Below are 23,292 nucleotides of genomic sequence, written 5' to 3'. Positions count from 1 at the left end.
TCTTTGACAGTGTGCCTGCCTTTTTAAAGGTGCCCGTTGCTTGTTCCCCCAAGACGGGCATGTTTTCCGATCAAGACCTCATGCCAAACGCTACATCAGAACCGTAACGTGTATTGCCTGTTTTCGTTCCCGTAATAATAAAAAATTCGCCGGCCTTCTTGCGATTGGCCTCAACCTGCGTGAAACAGGATGTCAATTCCGAACCGGAGCCCCGATGCCATGCCCGCAAAACTTTCTGTCAATCTGAACGCAATTGCCATGTTACGCAACCGCCGCGATCTTCCATGGCCGGATGTCGCGCATTTCGGGCATATTGCACTGGCGGCGGGGGCAAGCGGGCTGACTGTACACCCGCGGCCGGATCAGCGCCATATCCGCTTTTCCGATCTGCCGGTGCTGCGAGCCCTGATCGACGACAGTTTTCCCGGCGCGGAATTCAACATCGAAGGTTATCCGACCGAGGATTTCCTCGTTCTTTGCGAAAAGACCCAACCGGAGCAGGTGACGCTGGTGCCCGACGATCCGTCGCAGGCAACCTCCGACCACGGCTGGGATTTCCGCAAACACGGCGTTTTCCTGAAAGACGTGGTGGGGCGCCTGAAGGCCGGCGGCATGCGCGTCTCGCTTTTTGCCGATGGCGATGGCGAACGCGAGCCGGCGGAACTGGCGGCCGAGACGGGGGCGGCGCGCATCGAACTTTACACCGGCCCCTATGGCGGCTGTTTTGACGATCCGCAAAAGGGTGAGGCGCTTCTCGAAAAGCTCGGGCAGACGGCGGATCATGCGAGATCGCTCGGGCTTGCCGTCAATGCCGGCCATGACCTCACCGTCGCAAACCTGCCCAGGCTGATGAAACGCATCCCTTATCTGGCCGAGGTTTCCATCGGTCACGGGCTGACGGCGGATGCGCTTGAATATGGCATGGCTGAAACAGTCCGGCGTTTTTGTCACGCCTGCGGTCAGGCTATTTCATAACCAAAGTCAATTTTTTTGCCTATAGTTTGCCGGCGCATGCTCCGTGCGCGAGCTTATGAAGGCAGAAGACATATGCAAGAACATCATGTTGTCGTCGTGGGTGGAGGCTTCGGCGGTTTGCAACTGGTACACGGGCTGGAGGGGGCCCCTGTCCGCATCACATTGATAGATCGTCGCAATCACCACCTGTTCCAGCCATTGCTTTATCAGGTTGCGACGACGGCTCTGGCGACATCCGAAATCGCCTGGCCGATCCGCCATCTCTATCGCGACCGCAAGGAGGTTACGACCCTGCTTGCGGAGGTGACCGGCGTGGACCGTGCGGCGCGGACCGTGCATTTAAGTTCGGGTCAGGTTATCGGCTTCGATACGCTGGTGCTGGCCACCGGCGCCCGCCACGCCTATTTCGGCCGCGACGAGTGGGAGCGTTCCGCCCCCGGTCTCAAGACGCTCGAAGATGCGACGACAATCCGCCGCCGCCTGCTTCTGGCTTTCGAGCGGGCCGAACTCGCCACCAGTGAAGAAGAACGGCAGGCGCTGCTGACCTTCGTTATCATCGGTGCAGGGCCGACGGGCGTGGAAATGGCAGGCATGATTGCCGAACTGGCCCACAAGGCGCTGCCGGCGGAATTCCGCAATGTGGATACCAGAAAGACCCGGGTGCTGCTCGTCGAGGCTGGCCCTCGCGTTCTACCGGTCTTCACGGAAGACCTTTCTGCCTATGCGAAGGAAGCGCTCGAAAAACTTGGCGTCGAGGTTCTGCTCGGCACGCCGGTGACGGCGTGCAGCGATGAGGGCGTGACGGTGGGCGAGACCTATTACCCCTGCCGCACCGTTGTCTGGGCCGCCGGCGTGCAGGCGTCGCCAGCCGCGAAATGGCTTAACGCCGCCGCCGACCGGGCGGGGCGGACCATTGTCGGGCCTCATCTCAATCTGGAAGACGACCCGAATATCTTCGTCATCGGCGATACGGCCGCCGTCAATCAGGAAAACGGCAAGCCGGTGCCGGGCATCGCACCCGCGGCAAAGCAGCAGGGCGCCTATGTCGCGAAAGTCATCAAGGCGCGGCTGGCCGGCCAGCCGTCACCACCGCCGTTCCGCTACAGCCATCAGGGCAATCTGGCGACCATCGGCAAACGCGCGGCGGTAATCGATTTCGGCAGGTTCAAGCTCAAGGGCGTGCTGGCGTGGTGGATATGGGGGCTTGCCCACATCTACTTCCTGATCGGAACCCGGTCGCGGCTGGCGGTGGCGTGGAGCTGGCTGTGGATTTACTTAAGCGGCCAGCACAGCGCGCGGCTGATTACCCAGAAAGAGACGCTGAAGGACGAGGCCTGAGGTCAGGGGTAAGGCAAAGGGCGGGAAGCCTGCGCTTCCCGCCCCCGTGCTTCTGTAGGCGCGCCCAACCTCTCCTCCGTCATGCCGGACTAGATCCGGCATCCAGCCACGGCGCGTCTGCGCCGTGAAAAGAGTCTTTTTCGATCAAAGACTTGATCGCGCTGGACCCCGGATCTAGTCCGGGGTGACGGAGTGGGGATGTGGCGTGTGTGCCCTATCCAACGCTCACGCGTCGAGCGACGCCATATCGATGACGAAGCGATACCGCACATCGCTCTTCAGCACGCGCTCATAGGCTTCGTTGACGTCCTGGATGTTGATCGTCTCGATCTCCGAGACGATGTTGTGCTCGCCGCAGAAATCCAGCATGTCCTGGGTTTCCTTGATCGAACCGATCATCGAGCCGGACAGGTTCTTCGCGCCGATGATGAGCGAGAAGGCGTGCACCGGGATTGCATGCTCCGGCGCACCGACGACGACCATGCTGCCCTTGGGCTTCAGCAGGCCGAGATAGGCGTTCCAGTCGATGGCGACGCCGGCCGTGCAGATGATCAGGTCGAAAGTGCCGGCCAGCTTCTCGAATGTCGAGGCGTCGCTGGTGGCGTAATATTCCTTCGCGCCGAGTTTCAGGCCGTCTTCCTTCTTCGACAGGGTCTGGGAGAGAACGGTGATATCCGCGCCCATGGCCGCGCCGAGCTTGACGCCCATATGACCGAGGCCGCCCATGCCGACGATCGCGACCTTCTGGCCGGGACCGGCATTCCAGCGGCGCAGCGGCGAATAGAGCGTGATGCCGGCGCAGAGAAGCGGTGCGGAAGCGTCGAGCGGCAGGTTGTCCGGGATCGACAGGACATAACCTTCCTTGACGACGATCGAGTCGGAGTAGCCGCCATGGGTCGCGGTTTTCGTGAAGGGATCGACGTCGTTATAGGTCTGGACGAGGCCGGGCATGTAGTGCTCGTTGTCGAGATCGCGGGTGGCGCAGCCGACGCAGGAATCGACGAAGCAGCCGACGCCGACATGATCGCCGACCTTGAACTTCGTGACCTTGGAACCGACGGCCTTCACGACACCGGCGATCTCATGGCCGGGAACGATCGGGTAGACGGCGTTCTTCCATTCGTTGCGGACGGTGTGGATGTCCGAGTGGCAGATGCCGGCATATTTGATATCGATGACGACGTCGTCATCGTTCGGCTCGCGGCGTTCGAAGGTGAACGGGGTAAGCGGCTTCGACGCATCGGTCGCAGCGTAACCTCTAGCAATAGCCATCTGAATATCCTTTCGGGAGTTGGGGACGACGGAATATGCGATGGAAGAGGGACGCGGCGTTAGAGCGATCCTCCGAGCTTTTTGCACGATCCTGCAAAAATATGGTGGCGCGCTCTTTGCGCGGGCCGCGCGGCTTTCTAGATAAAAGGCAATCAGACGCATCTCTTCCTTCAGTTAAGGGATTTCCCCTATGTCCTTGCCGTTCAATGTCTATCAGGAGATCGCCTCCATCGCCGCGCGGCATGCCGCCCAGGACGGCGAGGTGCAGACGGCAATCGACTCCCTCGGCATCAGCAGGCGCACGACGCCGAGCGCCCCATGCCACGGCAGCTATCGCCCCTGTCTCGCGCTGGTGATCCAGGGCTCGAAAAGCGTTCAATTGGGAACGGACACCATCAATTATGGCGCGGGGGATTATCTCCTGACCTCGCTTGATCTGCCGGTTGCATGGCGGGTGGTGGAGGCGAGCAGGGAGGTGCCGCATTTCTGCATCGCTCTTGCCATCGACAGCGAAAAGCTGCTCGATCTCATGCGGCGTGTGCCCATCGATCCGCCTGCGGAGCAGGCGAACGCCCAGCGCGGCATCGTCGTCAATACGGCCACGCCGGAACTTCTCGACGCGGCTATCCGCCTGTTGCGCCTGCTTGACCGTCCGGCGGACATCGCGGCCATGGCGCCGCTGATCGAACAGGAAATCCTCTACCGCATCCTGACCGGACCGGCGGGCGGGCAGCTTATGAACATCATCGCGGCGGGCAGTCATGGCAACCGCATTGCCCGCGCCATTGCCTGGCTGCGCGAGAATTTCGCACGCCAGCTGCGTATCGAGGATCTCGCCGATCATATCGGCATGAGCGTCTCGTCCTTCCACCATCACTTCAAGACGATCACGGCCATGACACCGGTTCAGTACCAGAAACAACTGCGGCTGCATGAGGCGCGGCGGTTGATGCTGCTGGAGCGGCTGGATGCGGGCACCGCCGGCCATCGCGTCGGTTATCAGAGCCCGTCGCAGTTCAGCCGCGAATATAGCCGTTTCTACGGGTTATCGCCGTCGCGGGATATCGACGCCTCGCGGGAGATCAGTGCGGCTGGGTAGATTGGGTCTTTGGGAAAGTTGTTTATTGATAGCGGACCGAGGCGCGTGGGGCTTTACCCCCTCTGCCCTGCCGGGCATCTCCCCCTCAAGGGGGGAGATCGGCAGGAGGCGCTACCACCGCTTCATTCGCAAACGTCGTGATAGGCGAGACCTATCCACGAGTCGATCTCCCCCCTTTGAGGGGGAGATGCCCGGCAGGGCAGAGGGGGGTAAGCCCCACCCACCATCGATCTGCCACCAACACAAAACCTCCTGATAAAGCTCTCCAGGCCGGCATTCACGCTGCACCGCACCGCGTCAATTCTCGTCCTCTCCTGAAGAATCCGCTTGACCCCAACGCTGCCTCCGCTTAAATGGCGCTCGAACCGTACCGTACGGTACATTAATCGAGCCCCTGGAGTGAAAAAGACTTGGCTTCCGACCCGATCACAGCGCAGGAATTTTCGCCGCGCCAGAACGCCGTTCTGGACCAGGCATTGCGTCTATTGGTCGAGGGCGGAGAGAAGGCGCTTACCACATCCGGGCTGGCGCGCGCCGCCAACTGTTCCAAGGAAAGCCTCTACAAGTGGTTCGGCGATCGCGACGGCCTGCTGGCGGCGATGATCACCTTTCAGCAGAGCAAGGTCCGCACCTTCGAAAAGGCGGGCGACCGCGTTTCCGCACCGCAGCTTGCCGATCACCTCGAGGTTTTCGCGCATGATCTGCTGGATGTGCTGGCGGGCGATGTGTCGCTGGCGCTTAACCGTCTGGCGATAGGGCAGGCGAGCCGTGACGGTTCGAAGCTCGGCGATCTGCTCTTGGAACGCGGCCGTCGCCAGATCGACCGCCGCGCCCGTGGGCTGATCGAGGCGGGTCGCCGTTCCGGCTATCTGCGTTTCGATGATGCCGAGGAGGCATATCGCAGTTTTTACGGCCTCATCGTTTCGGATCTGCATGTGCGCATGCTTTTGGGCGAGGCGCCGGACAGGGATTTTTCCGCCCGGGCGAAGAAGGCGGTCGTCGCCTTTCTGACCCTCTACGGCACGGAAAAGGTACATTCGGAACTCAGCGGCAAACCCGCCTGACATTCCGGTTCAGACAACTGAGAGACAAGCATTAGGGAAGGACCATAAAATGCGCGTTTATTATGATCGTGATGCCGATCTCAATCTCATCAAGTCCAAGAATGTCGTCGTTGTCGGCTACGGTTCCCAGGGCCGCGCCCATGCGCTGAACCTCAAGGATTCCGGCGCCAAGAACGTCGTCATCGCTCTGAAGGCCGGTTCGCCGACCGTCAAGAAGGCCGAAGCCGACGGCTTCAAGGTCATGACCGTTGCCGAAGCCGCCAAGTGGGGCGACCTTCTGATGATGGCGACGCCGGACGAACTCCAGGCCGACATCTACAAGGCCGACATCGCCGGCAACATCCGTGATGGCGCAGCAATTGCTTTCGCACACGGCCTCAATGTTCACTTCGGCCTCATCGAGCCGAAGGCATCGCTCGACGTCGTCATGATCGCACCGAAGGGCCCTGGCCACACGGTTCGCGGCGAATACCAGAAGGGCGGCGGCGTTCCCTGCCTCGTTGCCGTTCATCAGAACGCTTCCGGCAACGCGCTTGAACTCGCTCTCTCCTACGCCTGCGGCGTTGGTGGCGGCCGTTCGGGCATCATCGAAACCAACTTCAAGGAAGAGTGCGAAACCGACCTCTTCGGCGAACAGGTCGTTCTGTGCGGCGGTCTCGTCGAACTCATCCGCGCCGGTTTCGAAACCTTGGTCGAAGCCGGTTACGCACCGGAAATGGCCTATTTCGAGTGCCTGCACGAAGTAAAGCTGATCGTCGACCTGATCTATGAAGGCGGCATCGCCAACATGAACTACTCGATCTCCAACACGGCCGAGTGGGGCGAATACGTCACCGGTCCGCGTATCATCACCGCCGACACCAAGGCTGAAATGAAGCGCGTTCTGCACGACATCCAGACCGGCAAGTTCACCTCCGAGTGGATGCAGGAATGGAAGGCCGGCGGCGCCCGCTTCAAGGGTATCCGTCGCAACAACGACTCCCACCAGATCGAAGAAGTCGGCGCCAAGCTGCGCGGCATGATGCCCTGGATCGGCAAGAACAAGCTGGTCGACAAGGCCGTCAACTAAGCTTCATTGCTTGCAGAAGATTGGAAGGCCGGGGCGAAAGCGCCGGCCTTTTTTGCATCGTGCCTGGTGCTCGATCACACGATGGCGTCTTCTTCTTCGATAACCACCGAAACCGGGAAGTGATCGGAAAAGCCACCGAGATTGACGTTTTTGACCGCATCGCCTTTCGACAGGCCGAAGCGGATCGGCCCCTCATTCTTGCTGTGGCTGACCATGGCGGCAATGGCTTCGATTTTTGCCGTCTCCTCACGCGCCTTGAAGCCGCTGCTGCCGGTCAGAAGCGATCGGGAAACGAGGATCTGATCGAAGATATTGGCGTCTCCGTTGAAATAGAGCGTGCCGTAGATCGTTCTTGCCGTGCCGACTGAATCGAACACCGGCTGGCGCAGATAATTCCAGGTGAGATTGTAGAACATGGCCGATTGCGAGTTTTCGACATCGTCGCGCTCGCGGGTGGAATTGGCGTGGTAGCGTAGCGAGGCATCGGAAGGATCGTCGTTGAAGTCGCCGAAGGCGACGACGGCGATGTCGTTGCCTTTCTCTTCCCGGATACGCTGGTGCCAGTAGCCCAGCGTTTCACCGGCCGTCATGCGAAAACCGGCACTTTCCACCGCGCCGCCCGAGCGCGACGGCCAGTGATTGGAGAGCGCGATAAGCTGGCGGCCGCCCTTGGTGATGAAAGTGCACTGGGTAATGTCGCGCGTGCCGGTGCGGCGCATCACGAAATGGCTGAAAATCTCGTTCTCGTTGATCAGCAGCTTTTTACTGTCATAGATGAAGGCGGTATCGATACCGCGCTGGTCCTTGCTGGAATCGGCATGCACGACCCGGTAGGAGCGCGCGGGCATGAGGTCGTTCAGATGTTCCGCCAGCGTCTCCAGAACGAAACGGTTCTCGACTTCGCAGACACCGAGCAGATCCGGTCCCGCGCCGCCGATCTGGCTTATGATCAGGCCGAGCTGCTTGACCTTGGTTTTGAACAGGTCCTCGGTCCAGCCTTTCAGATCGTTCTTCAGCCGTTCGGCAATCCACGGCTCGCGCGCCGGATAACCCTCCGGCGCAAACAGGTTTTCGACATTCCAGAACGCCAGGACATATTGGGTCATGATCCGCACACCTCCGGTTGGTTTTTCAAGCCTAGTGGAAGTTTTTGCCATAACAACTTGAAATTGTCATGAAGGTGGGCGGCCGGCGCAATTTTCCCGTTTTTGGCCTTACGTCGCCGGCGGGATGACACCCTTCGTCAGAAGGAAGCAGCCATAAAACCGGGTTTCGCCCGTGGTGATGACGCAATAGGCTTTTTTCGCCTGTTCGTAGAAGGCGAAGCGCTCGATGCCATACATGGGTGCGGATTTTCCCTCCGCCGCGTCGATTTCCTTCTGCACTTCCACCTGTACCGGCTCCAGCTGATCCGGCGCGCCCATCACTTCCATGCGGCCGACGGAAGGCTGCAGCGGCGTGTCGAGCGGCAGGACGGAGAGGATCGCCTTCATGGCGCGGGCTGCCGAGACGTTGTCGATATGCAGCACCTTGCCGACGGTCGTGTGGCGGGCAACGGAATCGGAAGGGAAGTTGGTATCGGAAATTACCAGCGTATCGCCATGCCCCATGGCGCGCAGCGCGTGCAGGACATCGGCATTCAACGCCGGGTCGATATTTTTCAGCATGTCGTCAAACTCCCATGATGCTTTCGCCGTGTTGCGGCGCGCGCGCAATCCAGCCGGAAAACCATGCCGCGTCAATCGCAAAGGTGTGATTGTGAAGCTTTGCGCAAGGGTGTATTTGGCTTTGTCCGCAAAATCGGGCCTTAAGGCAGGTCGGTTGCGGGCAATGTGCAGGGAGGCAGAAATAATTCGAAAAACTGATAAGTCAGTATTGCTGACGTATCGACATTTCTGTAAAGATGCACGCATAAAAACGACACAAGAGGAAACGTACCCATGCTCAATTGGGAGCAAATTTTCGCCACGCGCTCTTCGCGCATGAAAGCGTCCGAAATCCGTGAGTTGCTGAAGCTGCTCGAGCAGCCCGATATCATCTCCTTTGCCGGCGGTATTCCTGACCCGGCTCTTTTCCCCGCAGAGGAGTTCCAGCAGGCTTATGCGGAAATTTTTTCGGGTTCGCAGGTCAACTCCGCGCTGCAATATTCGGTGAGCGAAGGTTACAAGCCGCTGCGCGAATGGCTGGCGGGCGAAATGGCCGAGATCGGCATCGACTGCACCGCCGACAACGTCTTCATCGTTTCCGGTTCGCAGCAGGGTCTCGATTATCTCGGCAAGCTGTTCCTGTCGCCGAAGGATACGGCGCTGGTGACGTGGCCGACCTATCTCGGCGCACTTTCCGCCTTCAACGCCTATGAGCCGAATTACGACCAGCTGAACCCCGGCGGCAACCGCACGCCCGAGACTTACCGTGAGAATGCCGCCAAGCTCGGCGGTGCAGTGAAATTCGCTTATCTTTCAGCCGATTTCTCCAATCCGACCGGCGAAACCGTCGATCTGGCCGGCCGCGAAAAGGTTCTGGCGCTGGCCGATGAACTCGATATCGCCGTCATCGAAGACGCCGCCTATCAGTCGCTGCGTTACGATGGCGAGGCTGTTCCGCCGATCATGGCGCTGGACATCGCCCGCTCGGGCGGCATCGAGAACACCCGCACCATCTACTGCGGCAGCTTTTCGAAGACGCTCGCACCCGGCCTTCGCGTCGGTTACATCGTCGCTTCCGCGCCGGTCATCCGCAAACTGGTGCTGATGAAGCAGGCCGCCGATCTGCATTCCTCGACCATCAACCAGATCGCCATCGAACGTGTCGCCTCGCGCGGCTTCGACAAGCAGGTCGCCAAGATCAAGGCCGCTTACAGCGCCCGCCGCGACGCGATGCTGTCCGCGCTCGACAGATACATGCCGAAAGGCACGCGCTGGACGAAGCCGGAAGGTGGCATGTTCATCTGGGTGACGTTGCCTGAGGGAATGGATGGCGCAGCTCTGCTGGCGAAATCCATCGCCACGGAAAAGGTCGCCTTCGTTCCTGGTCGCGCTTTCTTCGCGGATGGCTCCGGCACGAATACGCTGCGCATCAGCTTCTCCTGCGCCAATGAGGCGATGATCGAGGAAGGCATGAAGCGGCTTGGCCGGTTGATCGCGACGGCGCAGGCGGAAACGGGTGAGGCGCTGCCGGCGATTTGAGGGCGGCGGCTTACGGTATTGACGGAGGGTGCGGTTTCACCCCCCTCTGTCCTGCCGGACATCTCCCCCTCAAGGGGGGAGATCGACTCGCGGGCAGGTTTCGCCCATCTCGATGTTTGAGACCGAAGTGGTGTCAGCGCCTCTTGCCGATCTCCCCCCTTGAGGGGGAGATGCCCGGCAGGGCAGAGGGGGTAAACCGCAAGCGCCAAGGGGCATTGTTACTCCTAACCGCGATGGCCCCAACAGATCACACCCAAAAATCCTGCCTGTCACATACATGTTATGCAATCATGTTTTAGCGGTCCCACCAAACAACAGGGACTGGACCCATGAAAACGCTGCTCTCCGCTTTCACCGCCATCGTGTCGCTCGGCTTCATCGCCACCGCCGCCAATGCCGCCGATCTGGTGCTCTACACCAGCCAGCCCAACGAGGACGCGCAGGCGACCGTTGATGGTTTCAAGGCCGCCAATCCCGGTCTCGAGGTTGAATGGGTGCGTGACGGAACGCCGAAGATCATGGCCAAGCTGATGGCGGAGATCAATGCCGGCAATCCGGTTGCCGACGTGCTGCTGATCGCCGACACCGTGACGCTGGAGCGCATGAAGCAGGCTGGCCAGCTTCTCGCCTACAAGTCCGCGGAAGCCAAGAACATCGATGCCTCGCTCTACGATGCGGACGGCTTCTATTATTCCACCAAGCTCATCACCACCGGCATCATGTATAACACTGCCGCCGCAATGAAGCCGACGAGCTGGAAGGATCTGGCCAAGGCGGAAGCCAAGGGTCTGGTGACCATGCCAAGCCCGCTGACGTCCGGTGCGGCGTTGATCCATGCGCAGACGCTTGCCGCCGCAAACGGCCTCGGCTGGGATTACTACAAGCAGCTGAAGGCCAATGAAGCCATTGCCGGCGGCGGCAACGGTGCGGTTCTGAAGTCCGTTGCATCGGGCGAAAAGGCCTATGGCGTGGTCGTCGATTACATGCCGATCCGCGAAAAGGCGAAGGGCGCGCCGGTTGAGTTCGTTTTCCCGGAAGAGGGCGTTTCGGCCGTCACCGAGCCGGTCGCGATCATCAAGGGCACCAAGCATGAGGAAGCGGCGAAGAAGTTCGTCGATTACGTGCTGTCCGAAAAGGGCCAGCAGGGCTTCGTCAAGCTCGGTTACATCCCGGTTCGTGCCGATGCCGGCATGCCGGAAGGTTTCCCGGCTCGCGACAAGATCAAGGTTCTGCCGCTCAACGCTGCCGATGCGCTGAAGAATTCGGAACAGGACCTGAAGACCTTCTCCGATACCTTCGGCTCCAAGGGCTGATATAGCGGCATGTCCCGTTCCAATGCCTATGGAAGCAGCCAGCCGCGCTGGCTGTTTCCTTTTGTGGTCAGCGTTGTTTTTGCGCTCAGCGCCCTGCCGCTCGGGCGGCTCGCCTATACCGGTATCATCTCGTCACTTAACGGTGACATATGGCGGCTTCTGGCCGATCCGGCCCTTTGGGACGCGGCGCTGAACACGCTCTCCACATCGTTTTTCGGCATGCTGATTTCGCTTTTGATCGGCGGCGCTTTCGCGCTTTCGCTGACGCTTTGCGACATCCGCGGCAAGTCGATCTTAAGCTTCCTGTTCATGCTGCCGATGATGATCCCGCCGCAGGTGACGGCCCTGTCGTGGATCGGCATGACAGGCCCGTCGAGCACGCTGTTGAAGGCCACCGGCCTTGCGCCGCCGATGGGATCGCCGCAGCCGCTTTATTCGATTGCGGGCATCGCGCTTCTGCTCGGCGTGCAGCATGCTCCGCTCGTCTATCTGTCGCTGCGCGCCGGTCTGCTGGCCTTGCCGCAGGACGGCATCGAGGCGGCCAAGCTGTCAGGCGTTTCGCCGCGCCGTGTGCTGTTCGATATCATCCTGCCGCTGTCGACGCCGGGATTGATCGCCGGGGCGGCAATTTCCTTCGTGTCCAGTGTCGGCAATTTCGGCATTCCGGCGATCCTCGGCATTCCCGCCTCGATCTTCACCTTGCCGACGCTGATCTACAGCCGTTTTGCCAGTTTCGGCACCAGCACCTTCGGCGATATCGCCATCCTCTCCACCATGATCGCCATCATCTCCGTCGCCGGGCTTGCGCTTCAGGAACGGGCGATGAAGGGCAGGGACTATCGCATCATCGGCCTTTCCGGCAAAGCGGCGACCTTCCGGCTTGGGCTGTGGCGGGTGCCGGCGGAGCTTGCCCTGTGGCTCGTGCTTTTCTTCATGCTGGTGGCGCCGCTGACGGCGCTGGTGGCAAGCTCGCTCGCGCCTGCCTATGGCGTGCCGCTCAGCCTCAAGACGGCGACGCTGCATGCCTATGAGGAATTGCTTTACCGCCAGAGCGTGACGCGTACCGCCTTCCGCAACTCGTTGTTTCTGGCGACCGCCACCTCGCTTTGCCTGCTGGCAGTGACGGTGCTGACGGCCTATTTTCTGGTGCGCGGCAAAAGCCGTTTCATGTTCCTGCTTTCGGCGCTGGTCGATATTCCCTATGCGCTGCCGGGGGTGGTGATTTCCGTCTCCTTCGTGTTGCTTTTCGCGGCTCCCATTCCGCTTGTCGGCATCACGCTTTACGGCACGATCTGGATCATTCTGCTCGCCTATTTCTCCTCCTTCTTCGCCGTCAGCCTGAAACCGATGGTCAGCGCCTTCCTGCAATTCGATCCGTCGCTGGAAGAGGCGGCAAGACTCTCCGGTGCCGGTTTCTGGCGACGGTTGAAGGATATCATCCTGCCGCTGGTCGGGCCTGCGGCGGGGGCATCGGTCATCCTTGTTTTCCTCATCGCCTGCAATGAGCTGACGGTCTCGGCGCTGCTGTGGTCGGCCGGCACCCAGACGCTCGGCGTGCTTATCTACAATCTCGATGACAGCGGCAGCTTCGATCTTGCCTCGGCACTTTCGGTGCTTGTCGTCATCATGGTGATTTTCCTCATGGCTCTGCTGGAAATTCTGGGGCGCTATCTACCGAAAGGAGTGGTCCCTTGGCGAAACTGATCCTCAACCGCCTGTCGAAGAGTTTCGGTGCCGGTTCGAAACCCGCCGTGGACGATGTGTCGCTCACCGTGCGGGAAGGCGGTTTTCTCGCTCTGCTCGGCCCTTCCGGCTGCGGCAAGACGACGGTGCTGCGCATGATCGCCGGTTTCGAACAGCCGACTGACGGTTCCATCCTGCTCGGCGAGCGGGTGCTGGCCGATGCCGGCAGCATGGTGCCGCCGGAGCGGCGCAACATGGCGATGGTGTTCCAGTCCTATGCGCTGTGGCCGCATATGTCGGTTGCCGACAATGCCGGTTATCCCTTGAAGGTGCGCGGTATTTCGGGTGAGAAATATCGTGACAAGGTGCGCCAGGCGCTTGCCGCCGTCCGCCTCGAGAGCTTCGCCGATCGCCGTCCCGCTGAATTGTCCGGTGGCCAGCGGCAGCGCGTGGCGCTCGCCCGCTGCCTCGTTACCGAGCCCGACGTGGTGCTGCTCGACGAGCCGCTCGCCAATCTCGACCGGCATCTGCGGCAGGAGATGGAGGAGACATTCCGCGAGTTCCATATTCGCTCGGGCGCAACGATGATCTATGTCACCCATGATCAGGCGGAAGCCATGGCGCTGGCAACCGATGTCGCCGTGATGTCGCAGGGCAAGCTGTTGCAGGTCGCGCCACCGGCGGCGCTTTATGCGCGGCCCGAAGGCAGGCTGGTCGGCTCGCTGGTGGGGCAGGGGGCGATCTTGACCTTGCCGGTGCCGGAAGGGACTTCGCGCGACCTTGATTGGGCAGAACTTCGGGCAACGATGGAGAGCGGCAGGCGATTGCCGCAGGCGGATATTCTCGTGCGGCCGCAGGATGTGGTGCGGGATGCGGAGGGCATTGCCTGCACCGTCACCTCGGTTCTCTACGAGGGCGAGCGTTATGCCCTGCGTCTCGACCTGCCGGATGGGCAGGCGCTCAGAGCCTATTCGCGCGAAGCGGTTGACGTCGGAGACCGTCTGCCAGTGGTCATTCGCGCGGCGTGGCGGCTTTAGTGCGATAAGTGTACTTCCCTCATCCCTGTGCTTGTCACAGGGATCCAGCCGACGCGCGTCTGCGCGGCGAAAAGAGTCCTTTTAGCCCAAGGACTTGGGCTGACTGGATTCCTGTGACAAGCACAGGAATGAGGGAGGGTAAAGGACGTGGCCCTCGCTACTGGCGAGGTGGCGCGACACCGGCTAAGCTTCCCCTGTAGCAATAGGATTGATTCATGTCGCTTCGGCTTGCCACCTTCAATATCGAAAATCTCCTCACCCGTTTCGATTTCACCGGCTTTCGCAACCAGACGCGGCGCGACAGGGCGATCCAGCTTTTCGATATCAGGGACGAGGCGACCTATCAGGCGCTGGAAAGCGCGCGGATGGTGTCTTCCACCGACGATACGCGCCAGCTGTCGGCGCTCGCCATCGCGGATGCGGATGCCGATATTCTCTGCCTGCAGGAAGTGGACAACATGGCCGCGCTGCAGGCGTTCGAATATGGCTATCTCTATCGCATGGTCGGCAATGGCTACCTGCAGAAATATCTGGTCGAGGGCAATGACAGCCGCGGTATCGATGTCGCCGTTGTCATGCGCGAGGAGACGCGGGACGGCGACAGGATCGAGGTGGTCGATATCAAGAGCCATGCGGCGCTGACCTATCGCAATCTCGATCTCTTCAATCCCGCGCTTGCCGCCACAAACCAGATCGACGACAAGATCTTCAAACGGGATTGCCTGGAAATCGATTTGAGGATCGGCGGCAAGCCGCTGACGCTTTACGTCACGCATTTCAAATCCATGACCAATGCCCGCGATGCGGTCGACGCCCGCATCGCCACCATGCCGATCCGCGAGGCGGAAGCCATGGCCGTGCGCCGTATCATTGAGAACCGCTGGGGTGTGGGCAATACCCGCAATAAGAATTTCGCCATCTGCGGCGATCTGAACGATTATCAGGAGCGCGTCGCGATTTCCGGCGACAGGCGCAGCGGTTACAGCTTCACGCCCGTCGAGGAGGAGCGCAGCGCGCTCGATATCCTCTCGGCGGATGGTTTCGTGGTCAATCCGATGATGCGCCGTGATGTCATGGATCGCTGGACGCTCTACCATTCACGCGGGCCGCAGGAGCAGCATCTGTGCCAGCTCGACTATATCTGGCTGTCCCCGCGTCTGGCGGAGACGAACGCCACGCATGTTCCCGAAATCATTCGCAATGGACAGCCTTTCCGGACGATATTCCCACCGGGGCAGGAGGTCGAACGTTATCCCCGCACCGGCTGGGATCGCCCGAAGGCTTCCGATCATTGCCCCGTGGTCATGACGCTGGATTTGATCTAGTCGAGGCGAAGTCCGCCGCCGGCGATGTTCTTAGCCGTTCGCGACCTTCGGGAAATAGGTTGCCCAGACCCGGTTGCGGCCCGCACGCTTGGCTTCGTAAAGCCGGTCGTCGGCGATGGCGATCAATTCGTCCCAGCTGTTGATCGCACGCGCTTCCTGCCAGACCACGCCGAAACTTGCCGTCAGCGAAAGGCTGCTTTGCTCGTCGATGGTCTGGGCTTCGATCAGGCGGCGAAGGCGGTCGGCCGTGGCCGTCGCCGTGGCGTGGCTGACATCCTGCAACACGACGACGAATTCCTCACCGCCATATCGGGCAAGAATGTCGTCCTTGCGCAATGCGCTGCGCAACAGGCCCGCGGTCTTCTGAAGCGCGATGTCACCCATGGCATGGCCATAACGGTCGTTGATCGATTTGAAATGGTCGATATCGACAATCATCACGCCGAGCGACTGACATTGCTCCTCGCCCGTCAATATGGAGCGAACCGCCTTTTCGAGTGCGCGGCGGTTGAAGACGCCGGTCAGCGCATCGGTTTCGGAAAGGGTGCGCAGCTGTTCGGCCAGCGCACGCTGCTGGTTTTCCATTTCGCCCTTCTGGCGAAGCTGTTCACGCAGGAAATCCAGTTCCTCGAACATCTTCTTCACTTCCGGAGCAACCCTGTCCTCATGATTGCTCTCGGAAAGATCACCGCCGGCGATGGCGGCGATCTGCGCCTGGACGGATTGCATGGGACGGAACAGCGCGGTTTTGTAAACGGATGTCAGCCGCAACAGCACCAGAACCGCGATGCCGGCGAGAAAGAGCGAGGTTCCGCCGTAGATCAGGGCCTCCTGCTTTTTCTTTTCGATCCGCGCGCGCGTTTCGGACAGAATAAGGTCGCGCAGGGTGTCGGACGACCGCATGCCGTCGATATAGTTTCTGGAGAATTCAAGTGCGCTTGGTTGGGCGGATGGCACGGCCATTACGATCGTGTTCTGCGCGTAACGCAAAGCCTGGCCAAAATAATAGGTTTCGAGATCGCGCAATGCCTCGTCCAGTTGCGGCGTCGAGAGATAAGCGGCGGTATAATTGATCAGCGATGCCCTTAGTGACAGCAGGCTCTGCATTTCGGTATCGAATTTGGTGCGATAACCGAGCTTTTCCTGCCTGTTCGCCTTGAGACTCATGATCACATAGGAACCGAGGCGGCCGATACGGTCCCGCATCACGCCCGCCGTGCCCGTCAGTGCGATGTCAATCGCCACGTCGGGTGTCACCTTGATGATGGCGCGTGCGGCCCTGCCGCGAAGCAGATTGACACTGTCCGCCGCCTTGAACATCGATGAAATCGCGTTGGACATTGCGCCGTGGTTACGCGCGTCAGGGGGGAGCGCGGCAACCTGATCGACCAGCTCCCGCGATTGCTCGAGCTTCTGGCGGGTTTCAGCAAGTGACTTCGCCAGTTCAGGCTGTGTCCTGATATCGTCGGCGAAGGATTTCTCCAGCTCTGACAGCTTGTCGTCCGTTGCCTTTCGCGCGGCGGCAAGCCCTTCGGCCAGCCTAGCATCCGGCACAGATGCGCCCATCAGATTATTGGCGGGGCCTCGCTCGGCCGACACCAGCCATGCGGACTGGAGAGCGGTTTCAAAGCGGGTGAGCTGCGCGGCATTGGTGCGATAACGCAGAAAATTGTAGACGCTGGGCAGCGCGGCAAGGGTTGCCAGCAGGATGGAGCTTACGGCGATGATGATCGTGCCCGTCAGCTGGATTTTCTGTATGCTCGCGCGCATATGATGCGTTGTTCTCACTGGAATGGTTATGTTTCATCGCCATTCTATTGGTGCTGCGTAAATACTTCGCTTATTTTCCGGGCCTTTTGCTACAATTGCGATCATGCGGACAGCCCGGCCGGCCACGGTGTGGAAAAGCGGTCTGTGGATGCCGCGGCGTTAGTTTTTGCTTTACACCAAGTCAGAATCTGATAGTTGGCAAGGCACTGGCTTGCCCTTGTAGCTCAGTTGGTAGAGCACCTGATTTGTAATCAGGGGGTCGCGGGTTCGAACCCTGCCGGGGGCACCAGTAAAATCAATCGCTTAATCCTGAAATCTATTCGGTTGAATGCACCGGTTGACGCTTTGTGTCTGCCGCTGCCTTCGGTTGAGCCCTGATGAAACTGGAGTGACCGGTTTCGGCCTGCCAGCCCGGGGAACTTTCGCATTGGGAAGCCGGTTCAGCCCACTAGAAGGCGAGATCGGGAAGGGCGTGGCATCCGCCAGAGTTGTAAAGCCCGAAGGTTTAAGCATATTGTTCGGCGGATAAGTTGAGCAACAGCGGGCGCTTTCAATGGATGCATATGGTCATTTGCGGATATTGGTAAGCCTCATCCTCGGCCTGGCCATTACCAGGGTGTTGTCCGGTCTTTCCAGAAGGCTGCAGGAGCCGCAGAAAACCGACCGCATGCACGCGCAGATCGTCTGGTCGATTGTCCTGCTTCTCGGAGCGGTGCATTTCTGGTGGTGGGAGTTTGCCTTGCGGCTCATCCACAACTGGAATTTCTGGATTTACATTTTCGTTCTGGTCTACACGTCGCTGTTCTTTTTGATGTCGACGTTGCTTTATCCCGATCACATTCAGGAATTGTCCGAACGGGAAAGTTTTTTCGTGCGCAGGCGACATGCGTTCTTTGCCCTGTTTGCCGCCTCGTTCGTCTTCGATCTGGTGGACACCTACATCAAGGGCAGGGAACACTTCGAACAGCTCGGGCCATGGTATCTGGCAAGGATCGTCGGCGGTCTGCTTATCGCGATTGTGGCGATGAGAACCGATAGCAGCCGCAAAATCATGTGGCTCGGTGTTATCTGGCTCTTCTTTAACGCGCTCTGGATAACGGCGATCTACAGCGACCTGTTCTAGCTCCTCAGCGGCAAAATAACCGGATCGCGAGCCGAGGCTGCGAGTGGAACGCGCAAGCGCACAATGCGGGGTGGCGGTTTCGATGATCGCCTACGGTTTTATGTGATAGAGCTTGTGCACGATAGACCAGTTGCCGTCGCGTTCCAGCAGGGACAGATATTCGTAAAAATCCATCCCGTCGAAACGGGTCGTCAGCTTCACCGAGGCGCTGTCGCCTTCCTTGTCGATGCCCATGATTTCAAAAGCGGGATCGTGATCGGGGAGGCCGCGTTCGCTTTTGCGCATCTGGTCGACAAAGTCCTCCAGTGACAGCCATTCGATTTCGCCTTCGAAGGTTCCGACGATGCTGGCGCGTGGGTCGAAAACGTCACGCATCAGGCTCTCATCCGCATAGGCCATGGCATGGACATAGTCCGTGACGGTCTGGGTAATCGTTTGCGGCATCGGATCATCCTCCCTTCTAATCCAAAGGCCAAGCTTACACCCGTTGACGTCTTTCCACCATAACCCCCTGAAAACGCGCTGGTTACGCTTCTTCCTGCGGTGTTTTCCCGCCGGCTGCGGCAGGCGCTGTGCGAAACCGTGCGGCATGTTTTGCCGCCGCTTTCCACAATTTTGTCCTGCCTGTCATTATAGTCGCCTTGGGTCCGACAAATTTCGGCATCAAGGGCTTTTCCGCCCGTTTTGATGCGGCGCGCCGCGAGGCTTTGTGTGGGCTTTGCCGGTTTAACCGCCCGGGCGGGGTGCCGCGCCGGGCGGAATTGGCCTATGATCCGCCCGCGTGCCAGACGGGAGCGGTGTTGGGCATGCGGGTAACAGTTTGCGTTTGAAGGTGTTTTTGTGATTGATCCCTATGTTTTGCTTGGCGTGGAGCGCGATGCCGACGAGGCGGCGATCAAGTCGGCCTACCGCAAGGTGGCCAAGGCCGCGCATCCCGATAGCGGCGGCGATGCCGAGCAATTCGCGCGCCTGCAGACGGCCTATGAGCTGCTGAAAGATCCGGTGCGCCGTAAGGTATTCGACGATACCGGCTACGATCCGCAGCTTGCCGACGCCAAGGACCTCAAGGGCCTGCTGATGTTGGAAACGCTGGTGAATGAATTCATTCTGGACGAACGCGAACCCGGCAGTTTCGACCCCGTGGCCGCCATGCGCCGCAAGCTGACCGACGATATTCTGAAAAGCCGTTTCCATATTCTCGAGCTGGAACGGCACCGCACCCGGGTTCGCAAACATATGGACCGTCTGGGCCGCAAGCCGGAAACCGATGTGCTGAGTTCGATGCTGCGCGCCCGCAGCCAGTCCATCGCCGAAGCCATCCGTAACGCCGAAGCCCAGATCGAGGCAATCGAACAGGCTTATACGATGCTCGAAGGTTATTCCTATGAGCTGGAAAGCGTGACGCTGGCCGAGCCTTTGCTGAAAGGCGAGGCGGCGGAATAGGCGGCCGTTCAGGGGCCGTTGACGAGGGCGAGGATGAGTTGATGCACCCGTCCGCCGGGGGAAAGCTCGTCCCGATCGAAATCGCGGCCGCGCTGGCGCTGCTCGTTGGAAAGCTCACCCAGACGCTGTTGCAGAACGGCGCGCACCTTCTGGCATTTGGCATCGTTCTCCGCCCTCAGCCCGATGCTGAAGGCTTCGATCTTTTTCACCATGTCGAGAATATGGTCACCATGGACGCGTTCATGGGTTTCCACGCCGGAGATAAATGTCTTCCAGCTGGCGGCGACGGCGGACGGCAGATTGGCTGGCGCTTTCGGCCAGGTGTAGATGATGGTGAGATTGGGCTTCGCGGTGGCCAGCACGCAGGCGCCATCCGGCTGCGGACGGTAATCCCGCCGCCATGTCAGCTTGAAGGTGGTGTGGGCAATGGCCTGCACGCCGGCGGTCGGACCGCGCTCGCCAATCGATTGATAAAGCGCACCGCCCGTATTGCCGCTGATGGCATAGGTTTTTATCTGCTCGGCCGGTTTCCAGTCGGCCGCCTGCGCTGACAGCGGCAGGGCGCTGAGCGCGATGGCGGTGCTGATGGCAAAGGAAAAGAGGCTATTGGCGGGCACGCAGCGATCCTTGGTGATTTGCGCGCCGAAGATAGGCGAGAGGCGCGCCGTCAGGCAAGGGCCCTCCGGCGGGGAGTGCCGGGTTTTCCGATAGGTCGCCACATATGAAAACCCCCGCGACAGGGCGCGGGGGGACAAGCTTGCGGACTGCAGGGGTAATCAGTCGTCCAGCTTGTCGTAATCGAGCTTCGGGGCGTTCTGAAGCGCTTCCTTGGTGGTGTCGACATAGGCCTTCCAGGTGCCGTTGTCGTTGTGGACCGCGACGGAAGCCGGGTCGAGCACCACATAGCTCTTATCGATGCCGAGGAAGCCGCCGACGCTGGCCACAAGGCCGATCACCGACTTGCCGTCACCGATGACGACATCCTCGATTTCGCCGATGTTTTCGTTCTGGGCGTTATAGATGTCCATGCCATCGAGCTGGGAGGCGGTGAGGTCGGTCTTCTGGACATTGACGAACTTCAGCGGGCCGCTGGCCTTGGTGCCCATGGTAATGCCGGGGCCGGACAAAGTGGCGTCCGCGCCAGCAGCAGGAGCAGTAGTGGCCGTCTGGGCAAAAGCCACGGAAGAGGAGAGCGCTGCTGCCGCAGCGAGAGCGATGACATTGATTTTCATGATGTTTCTTCCCTTTGTATGCTGAACGTTGCGTTCGGGGAGGAAACGACGGGAGGCGGATTTGGTTCCTCATGGGAGGACAGGAAAATTTCGTCTATGCTGAAAAAAGGAACAGACGTGCGTCGAAATCGGGAGGATGCCATGGCGAAAAACACGGTGACGAAAGATGCGGAGGAGACCGCACCAGCGGACTTCATCGACCGGAAGATTGCGGAGCTCGGCGACTGGCGCGGCGAGACGCTCGCGCATATTCGCGCGGTGATCAGGAAGGCCGATCCGGAGGTGGTGGAAGAGGTGAAATGGCGCGGCGTGCCGGTCTGGTCGCATGCGGGCATCCTCTGCACCGGCGAAACCTACAAGAGCGCGGTGAAGATGACATTTGCCAAGGGAGCCTCGCTGGAGGACCCGGCGGGGCTGTTCAATTCGAGCCTTGAGGGCAATATGCGGCGGGCGATTGATTTCCACGAGGGGGATGTCGTGGATGAGGAGGCGCTGGCGGCGCTGATCCGGGCGGCGGTGGCGTTGAACGCGGTGGGGAAGAGCGGGAAAAAGCGGGCCGGAAAGTAATGGATCTATCCGGCGACGAGAAAGAGGCCCACGCCTCAATCCTTGGCTTTGTCGGCAGCCTTGTCCCATTCCCCATCGATGAACTTCAGCGCGTCGATAATCGAGACCTTCCACACCGACCAGACGTGATCGCCGTCGGTCACTCGCAGCTCGGATTTGCGCTTGTCGGCTTGCAGCGTCTCGTGCAGAGCGATGGCGCCGCGCCAGAGGAAGAAGCCGTCATCGTCGCCGACGGTCAGGTAGGTGGCGGGCAAATCCTGGCTTTCGGCGACATGCTGCGCCACGAGGGTGAAGACGTTCTTTTCGTTGAAGAGCCTTGCATCGAAAGGTGTGCCGAAGGCGCCGGAGAAATGGTCGCCGGTTGAGGGAAGCACGATGCCGCTGGTGACGGTGGTGCGGTCGACCCGGTGGAAAAAGGCGCTGTCCTGAATGAGCTTGAGTTCGGCGGGTGTCTTGTCGAGATCGGAGGCGGGGACATTCTGCCAGATGGCGCCCGACAGGCTGGCGACGGCGCCATAGAGGTCTTCATGGCCATAGGCGAGATGCAGGGCGCCGAAACCGCCCATGGAGAGGCCGGCGATGGCGCGGCCTTCCCGATCTTTCCGCACCGGCAGCGTTTTTTCGATCTGGTGGCGCAGATCGCCGGTCAGGGCGGTTTCGTAATCGCCGGGGCCGCCGACAGCGGCGGAATCCACATACCAGCTGTTCTTGACGCCCGGCATGACGACAACCAGCGGGCGGATGGCACCGGCAGCGATGAGCGTATCGAGCGTCTTTTCGATATTGCCGAGATCGCGCCAGCTGTTCTGGTCGCCATCATGGCCGTGCAGGAGGTAAAGCACCGGCCAGCCGTTTTCCGGCGGCGCGCCGTCCGGGCGATAGATGTTGACGGGAAGCGGCGCGTTCAGGGCGGGACTATGGAAGGTCGCATCCTCGATCTGTCCGGCAAAGGCCGGGGTGCAGGTGACGAGGAGGCAGAACGTCGCCATATTTTTTCGATACATGCGGTCGCTCCTTGCTGCCATTTCCAGAACATATCAACGTGCGCGCGCACTGGGCGTTCCGGAACCCGTAATGTTGCGGCAATGTCGCCCGCGCAAGTTTGCGCGCGATGCAACGGCTTCGGAAAACCCGATCCGGCGGCCCTTCCGCATCGCTGCAGCTTTTCAGGTTTTGATCATGATAAAATTGATATTATTGCATTTCACACGATTGCTTGTTTTGCTCCTGCTTCTTTCCGGCTGCATGACAGTGCCGATTTCCAGCATTCCCAAGCTCATGCGGCTCGATTTTCTGACAATGAATTTCGAGCATGTGCGGGTGGGGCTGCAGCTTCCTGCCCATCTGTCGTTAGGTTCCGGTGATGCGGTGATGATTATTCGCAGCGCTACAGATGGCGTAAGGGGCGAGACTGTCGAGACATTTGCGTTGATCGAGGATGCAGACGCGGCTGCCCGCGCGCAGTTCCACGCGGAAAAGCGGGCGGGAACCGCCACAAGCGTGTGGAGAATAAAGCCCGAGGAGGTTTCAAGGCTTACAACCTTGCAGGAGAAGGTGCGCCGTTCCCGCATCGAGGGGCCACGCATCAGGGGAAGCACGGAGATCGAGATATTGCGCGCCTGTGTCGCGGGCGTCCTCCGGACCGGGCCGATCTATTTCTCGACTTACATCAAGCCGGCGGAAAATGAGGACTACATTGCCATGGCCCTGGATGCCGATCTGGTGAAAGTTTTTGGTGCGGGCCAGGTCGCAGCGCGGCTCAGGCAGTGCGAAAGCTGATCGCCGTTGCCGGAGCGC

General features: G+C 60.2%; 22 protein-coding genes and 1 tRNA gene. 15 read left to right on the top strand and 8 right to left on the bottom strand.

The window, feature by feature from the left end:
- Positions 1 to 219 precede the first annotated feature (219 nt).
- Together ACQZ60_RS09985 and ACQZ60_RS09980 are read left to right on the top strand one after the other, a co-directional pair.
- The gene (locus ACQZ60_RS09985) at positions 220 to 975 is read left to right on the top strand and encodes a pyridoxine 5'-phosphate synthase (protein WP_448735159.1); all 756 of its coding nucleotides are present in this window, start codon (positions 220 to 222) and stop codon (positions 973 to 975) included.
- A gap of 72 nt (positions 976 to 1,047) precedes the next feature.
- On the top strand, positions 1,048 to 2,313 hold the full coding sequence (locus ACQZ60_RS09980) for an NAD(P)/FAD-dependent oxidoreductase (RefSeq protein WP_425647106.1): 1,266 nt from the start codon (positions 1,048 to 1,050) through the stop codon (positions 2,311 to 2,313).
- Positions 2,314 to 2,538: 225 nt separating this feature from the next.
- Here the strand turns inward: ACQZ60_RS09980 and ACQZ60_RS09975 are convergent, their stop codons facing one another.
- Positions 2,539 to 3,585: an NAD(P)-dependent alcohol dehydrogenase gene (locus tag ACQZ60_RS09975; protein ID WP_425647107.1), complete on the bottom strand. Its 1,047-nt coding sequence runs from the start codon at positions 3,583 to 3,585 to the stop codon at positions 2,539 to 2,541.
- A gap of 190 nt (positions 3,586 to 3,775) precedes the next feature.
- Between ACQZ60_RS09975 and ACQZ60_RS09970 the strand changes: the two genes are divergently transcribed.
- The 3 genes from ACQZ60_RS09970 (at position 3,776) to ilvC (ending at position 6,817) form a co-directional block, all read left to right on the top strand.
- Entirely contained in the window at positions 3,776 to 4,684 is a 909-nt protein-coding gene (locus tag ACQZ60_RS09970) for an AraC family transcriptional regulator N-terminal domain-containing protein (RefSeq protein WP_448735158.1), read from the top strand.
- Between the two features lie 410 nt (positions 4,685 to 5,094).
- Positions 5,095 to 5,748, top strand: coding sequence for a TetR/AcrR family transcriptional regulator (locus ACQZ60_RS09965; protein WP_448735157.1), 654 nt, complete (start codon positions 5,095 to 5,097; stop codon positions 5,746 to 5,748).
- Between the two features lie 49 nt (positions 5,749 to 5,797).
- Positions 5,798 to 6,817 (top strand): ketol-acid reductoisomerase, encoded by a 1,020-nt coding sequence (gene ilvC / locus ACQZ60_RS09960; protein ID WP_003495030.1) that lies wholly within the window; start codon positions 5,798 to 5,800, stop codon positions 6,815 to 6,817.
- 74 nt (positions 6,818 to 6,891) lie between these two features.
- Here the strand turns inward: ilvC and ACQZ60_RS09955 are convergent, their stop codons facing one another.
- Both ACQZ60_RS09955 and ACQZ60_RS09950 read right to left on the bottom strand, forming a co-directional pair.
- The gene (locus ACQZ60_RS09955; protein WP_448735156.1) at positions 6,892 to 7,923 is read right to left on the bottom strand and encodes an endonuclease/exonuclease/phosphatase family protein; all 1,032 of its coding nucleotides are present in this window, start codon (positions 7,921 to 7,923) and stop codon (positions 6,892 to 6,894) included.
- 108 nt (positions 7,924 to 8,031) lie between these two features.
- On the bottom strand, positions 8,032 to 8,484 hold the full coding sequence (locus ACQZ60_RS09950; RefSeq protein WP_137453007.1) for an RbsD/FucU family protein: 453 nt from the start codon (positions 8,482 to 8,484) through the stop codon (positions 8,032 to 8,034).
- Between the two features lie 273 nt (positions 8,485 to 8,757).
- Between ACQZ60_RS09950 and ACQZ60_RS09945 the strand changes: the two genes are divergently transcribed.
- From ACQZ60_RS09945 to ACQZ60_RS09925, 5 genes are all read left to right on the top strand, one after another.
- Positions 8,758 to 10,002 carry an aminotransferase-like domain-containing protein gene (locus ACQZ60_RS09945; RefSeq protein WP_448735155.1) on the top strand — a complete coding sequence of 415 codons (1,245 nt, stop codon included), beginning with the start codon at positions 8,758 to 8,760 and terminating at the stop codon, positions 10,000 to 10,002.
- Positions 10,003 to 10,331: 329 nt separating this feature from the next.
- Positions 10,332 to 11,315: an ABC transporter substrate-binding protein gene (locus ACQZ60_RS09940; RefSeq protein ID WP_035263358.1), complete on the top strand. Its 984-nt coding sequence runs from the start codon at positions 10,332 to 10,334 to the stop codon at positions 11,313 to 11,315.
- Between the two features lie 9 nt (positions 11,316 to 11,324).
- Positions 11,325 to 13,019 carry an ABC transporter permease gene (locus tag ACQZ60_RS09935; RefSeq protein ID WP_448735154.1) on the top strand — a complete coding sequence of 565 codons (1,695 nt, stop codon included), beginning with the start codon at positions 11,325 to 11,327 and terminating at the stop codon, positions 13,017 to 13,019.
- A complete protein-coding gene (locus ACQZ60_RS09930) occupies positions 13,007 to 14,035 on the top strand; it encodes an ABC transporter ATP-binding protein (protein ID WP_035263362.1) in 1,029 nt (342 codons plus the stop codon). Before ACQZ60_RS09935 ends, ACQZ60_RS09930 begins: the two co-directional genes overlap by 13 nt.
- 215 nt (positions 14,036 to 14,250) lie before the next feature.
- Positions 14,251 to 15,360: an endonuclease/exonuclease/phosphatase family protein gene (locus tag ACQZ60_RS09925; protein ID WP_003522405.1), complete on the top strand. Its 1,110-nt coding sequence runs from the start codon at positions 14,251 to 14,253 to the stop codon at positions 15,358 to 15,360.
- A gap of 30 nt (positions 15,361 to 15,390) precedes the next feature.
- Here ACQZ60_RS09925 and ACQZ60_RS09920 read toward each other — a convergent pair whose 3' ends face one another.
- Positions 15,391 to 17,130: a GGDEF domain-containing protein gene (locus tag ACQZ60_RS09920; RefSeq protein ID WP_035263364.1), complete on the bottom strand. Its 1,740-nt coding sequence runs from the start codon at positions 17,128 to 17,130 to the stop codon at positions 15,391 to 15,393.
- A gap of 213 nt (positions 17,131 to 17,343) precedes the next feature.
- On the opposite strand from ACQZ60_RS09920, the gene ACQZ60_RS09915 reads away from it, so the two are divergent.
- Positions 17,344 to 17,419, top strand: a tRNA-Thr gene (locus ACQZ60_RS09915).
- 264 nt (positions 17,420 to 17,683) lie between these two features.
- A complete protein-coding gene (locus tag ACQZ60_RS09910; protein WP_003522434.1) occupies positions 17,684 to 18,253 on the top strand; it encodes a hypothetical protein in 570 nt (189 codons plus the stop codon).
- 90 nt (positions 18,254 to 18,343) lie between these two features.
- On the opposite strand, the gene ACQZ60_RS09905 is transcribed toward ACQZ60_RS09910, so the two are convergent.
- Positions 18,344 to 18,697, bottom strand: coding sequence for a nuclear transport factor 2 family protein (locus ACQZ60_RS09905; RefSeq protein WP_003522435.1), 354 nt, complete (start codon positions 18,695 to 18,697; stop codon positions 18,344 to 18,346).
- Between the two features lie 396 nt (positions 18,698 to 19,093).
- Here ACQZ60_RS09905 and ACQZ60_RS09900 point away from each other — a divergent pair, with 396 nt between their 5' ends.
- Positions 19,094 to 19,696, top strand: coding sequence for a J domain-containing protein (locus ACQZ60_RS09900; protein WP_003522436.1), 603 nt, complete (start codon positions 19,094 to 19,096; stop codon positions 19,694 to 19,696).
- Positions 19,697 to 19,704: 8 nt separating this feature from the next.
- On the opposite strand, the gene ACQZ60_RS09895 is transcribed toward ACQZ60_RS09900, so the two are convergent.
- Together ACQZ60_RS09895 and ACQZ60_RS09890 are read right to left on the bottom strand one after the other, a co-directional pair.
- The gene (locus ACQZ60_RS09895) at positions 19,705 to 20,313 is read right to left on the bottom strand and encodes a DUF922 domain-containing Zn-dependent protease (protein WP_448735153.1); all 609 of its coding nucleotides are present in this window, start codon (positions 20,311 to 20,313) and stop codon (positions 19,705 to 19,707) included.
- A gap of 159 nt (positions 20,314 to 20,472) precedes the next feature.
- Complete coding sequence (locus ACQZ60_RS09890) at positions 20,473 to 20,928, bottom strand: PRC-barrel domain-containing protein (protein ID WP_065655866.1); 456 nt, start codon at positions 20,926 to 20,928, stop codon at positions 20,473 to 20,475.
- Between the two features lie 141 nt (positions 20,929 to 21,069).
- Here ACQZ60_RS09890 and ACQZ60_RS09885 point away from each other — a divergent pair, with 141 nt between their 5' ends.
- Positions 21,070 to 21,495: a DUF1801 domain-containing protein gene (locus ACQZ60_RS09885; RefSeq protein ID WP_059759580.1), complete on the top strand. Its 426-nt coding sequence runs from the start codon at positions 21,070 to 21,072 to the stop codon at positions 21,493 to 21,495.
- A gap of 35 nt (positions 21,496 to 21,530) precedes the next feature.
- On the opposite strand, the gene ACQZ60_RS09880 is transcribed toward ACQZ60_RS09885, so the two are convergent.
- Positions 21,531 to 22,499, bottom strand: coding sequence for an alpha/beta hydrolase (locus tag ACQZ60_RS09880; protein ID WP_448735152.1), 969 nt, complete (start codon positions 22,497 to 22,499; stop codon positions 21,531 to 21,533).
- Here ACQZ60_RS09880 and ACQZ60_RS09875 point away from each other — a divergent pair.
- Positions 22,498 to 23,274 carry a hypothetical protein gene (locus tag ACQZ60_RS09875; RefSeq protein ID WP_448735151.1) on the top strand — a complete coding sequence of 259 codons (777 nt, stop codon included), beginning with the start codon at positions 22,498 to 22,500 and terminating at the stop codon, positions 23,272 to 23,274. The two genes, ACQZ60_RS09880 and ACQZ60_RS09875, sit on opposite strands and share 2 nt — an antisense overlap.
- Positions 23,275 to 23,292 lie beyond the last annotated feature (18 nt).

This window comes from Agrobacterium sp. 22-223-1 (assembly GCF_053522385.1).
The sequence above is the reverse complement of the archived record's forward strand: the minus strand, read 5'-3'. Positions and strand labels throughout refer to the sequence as shown.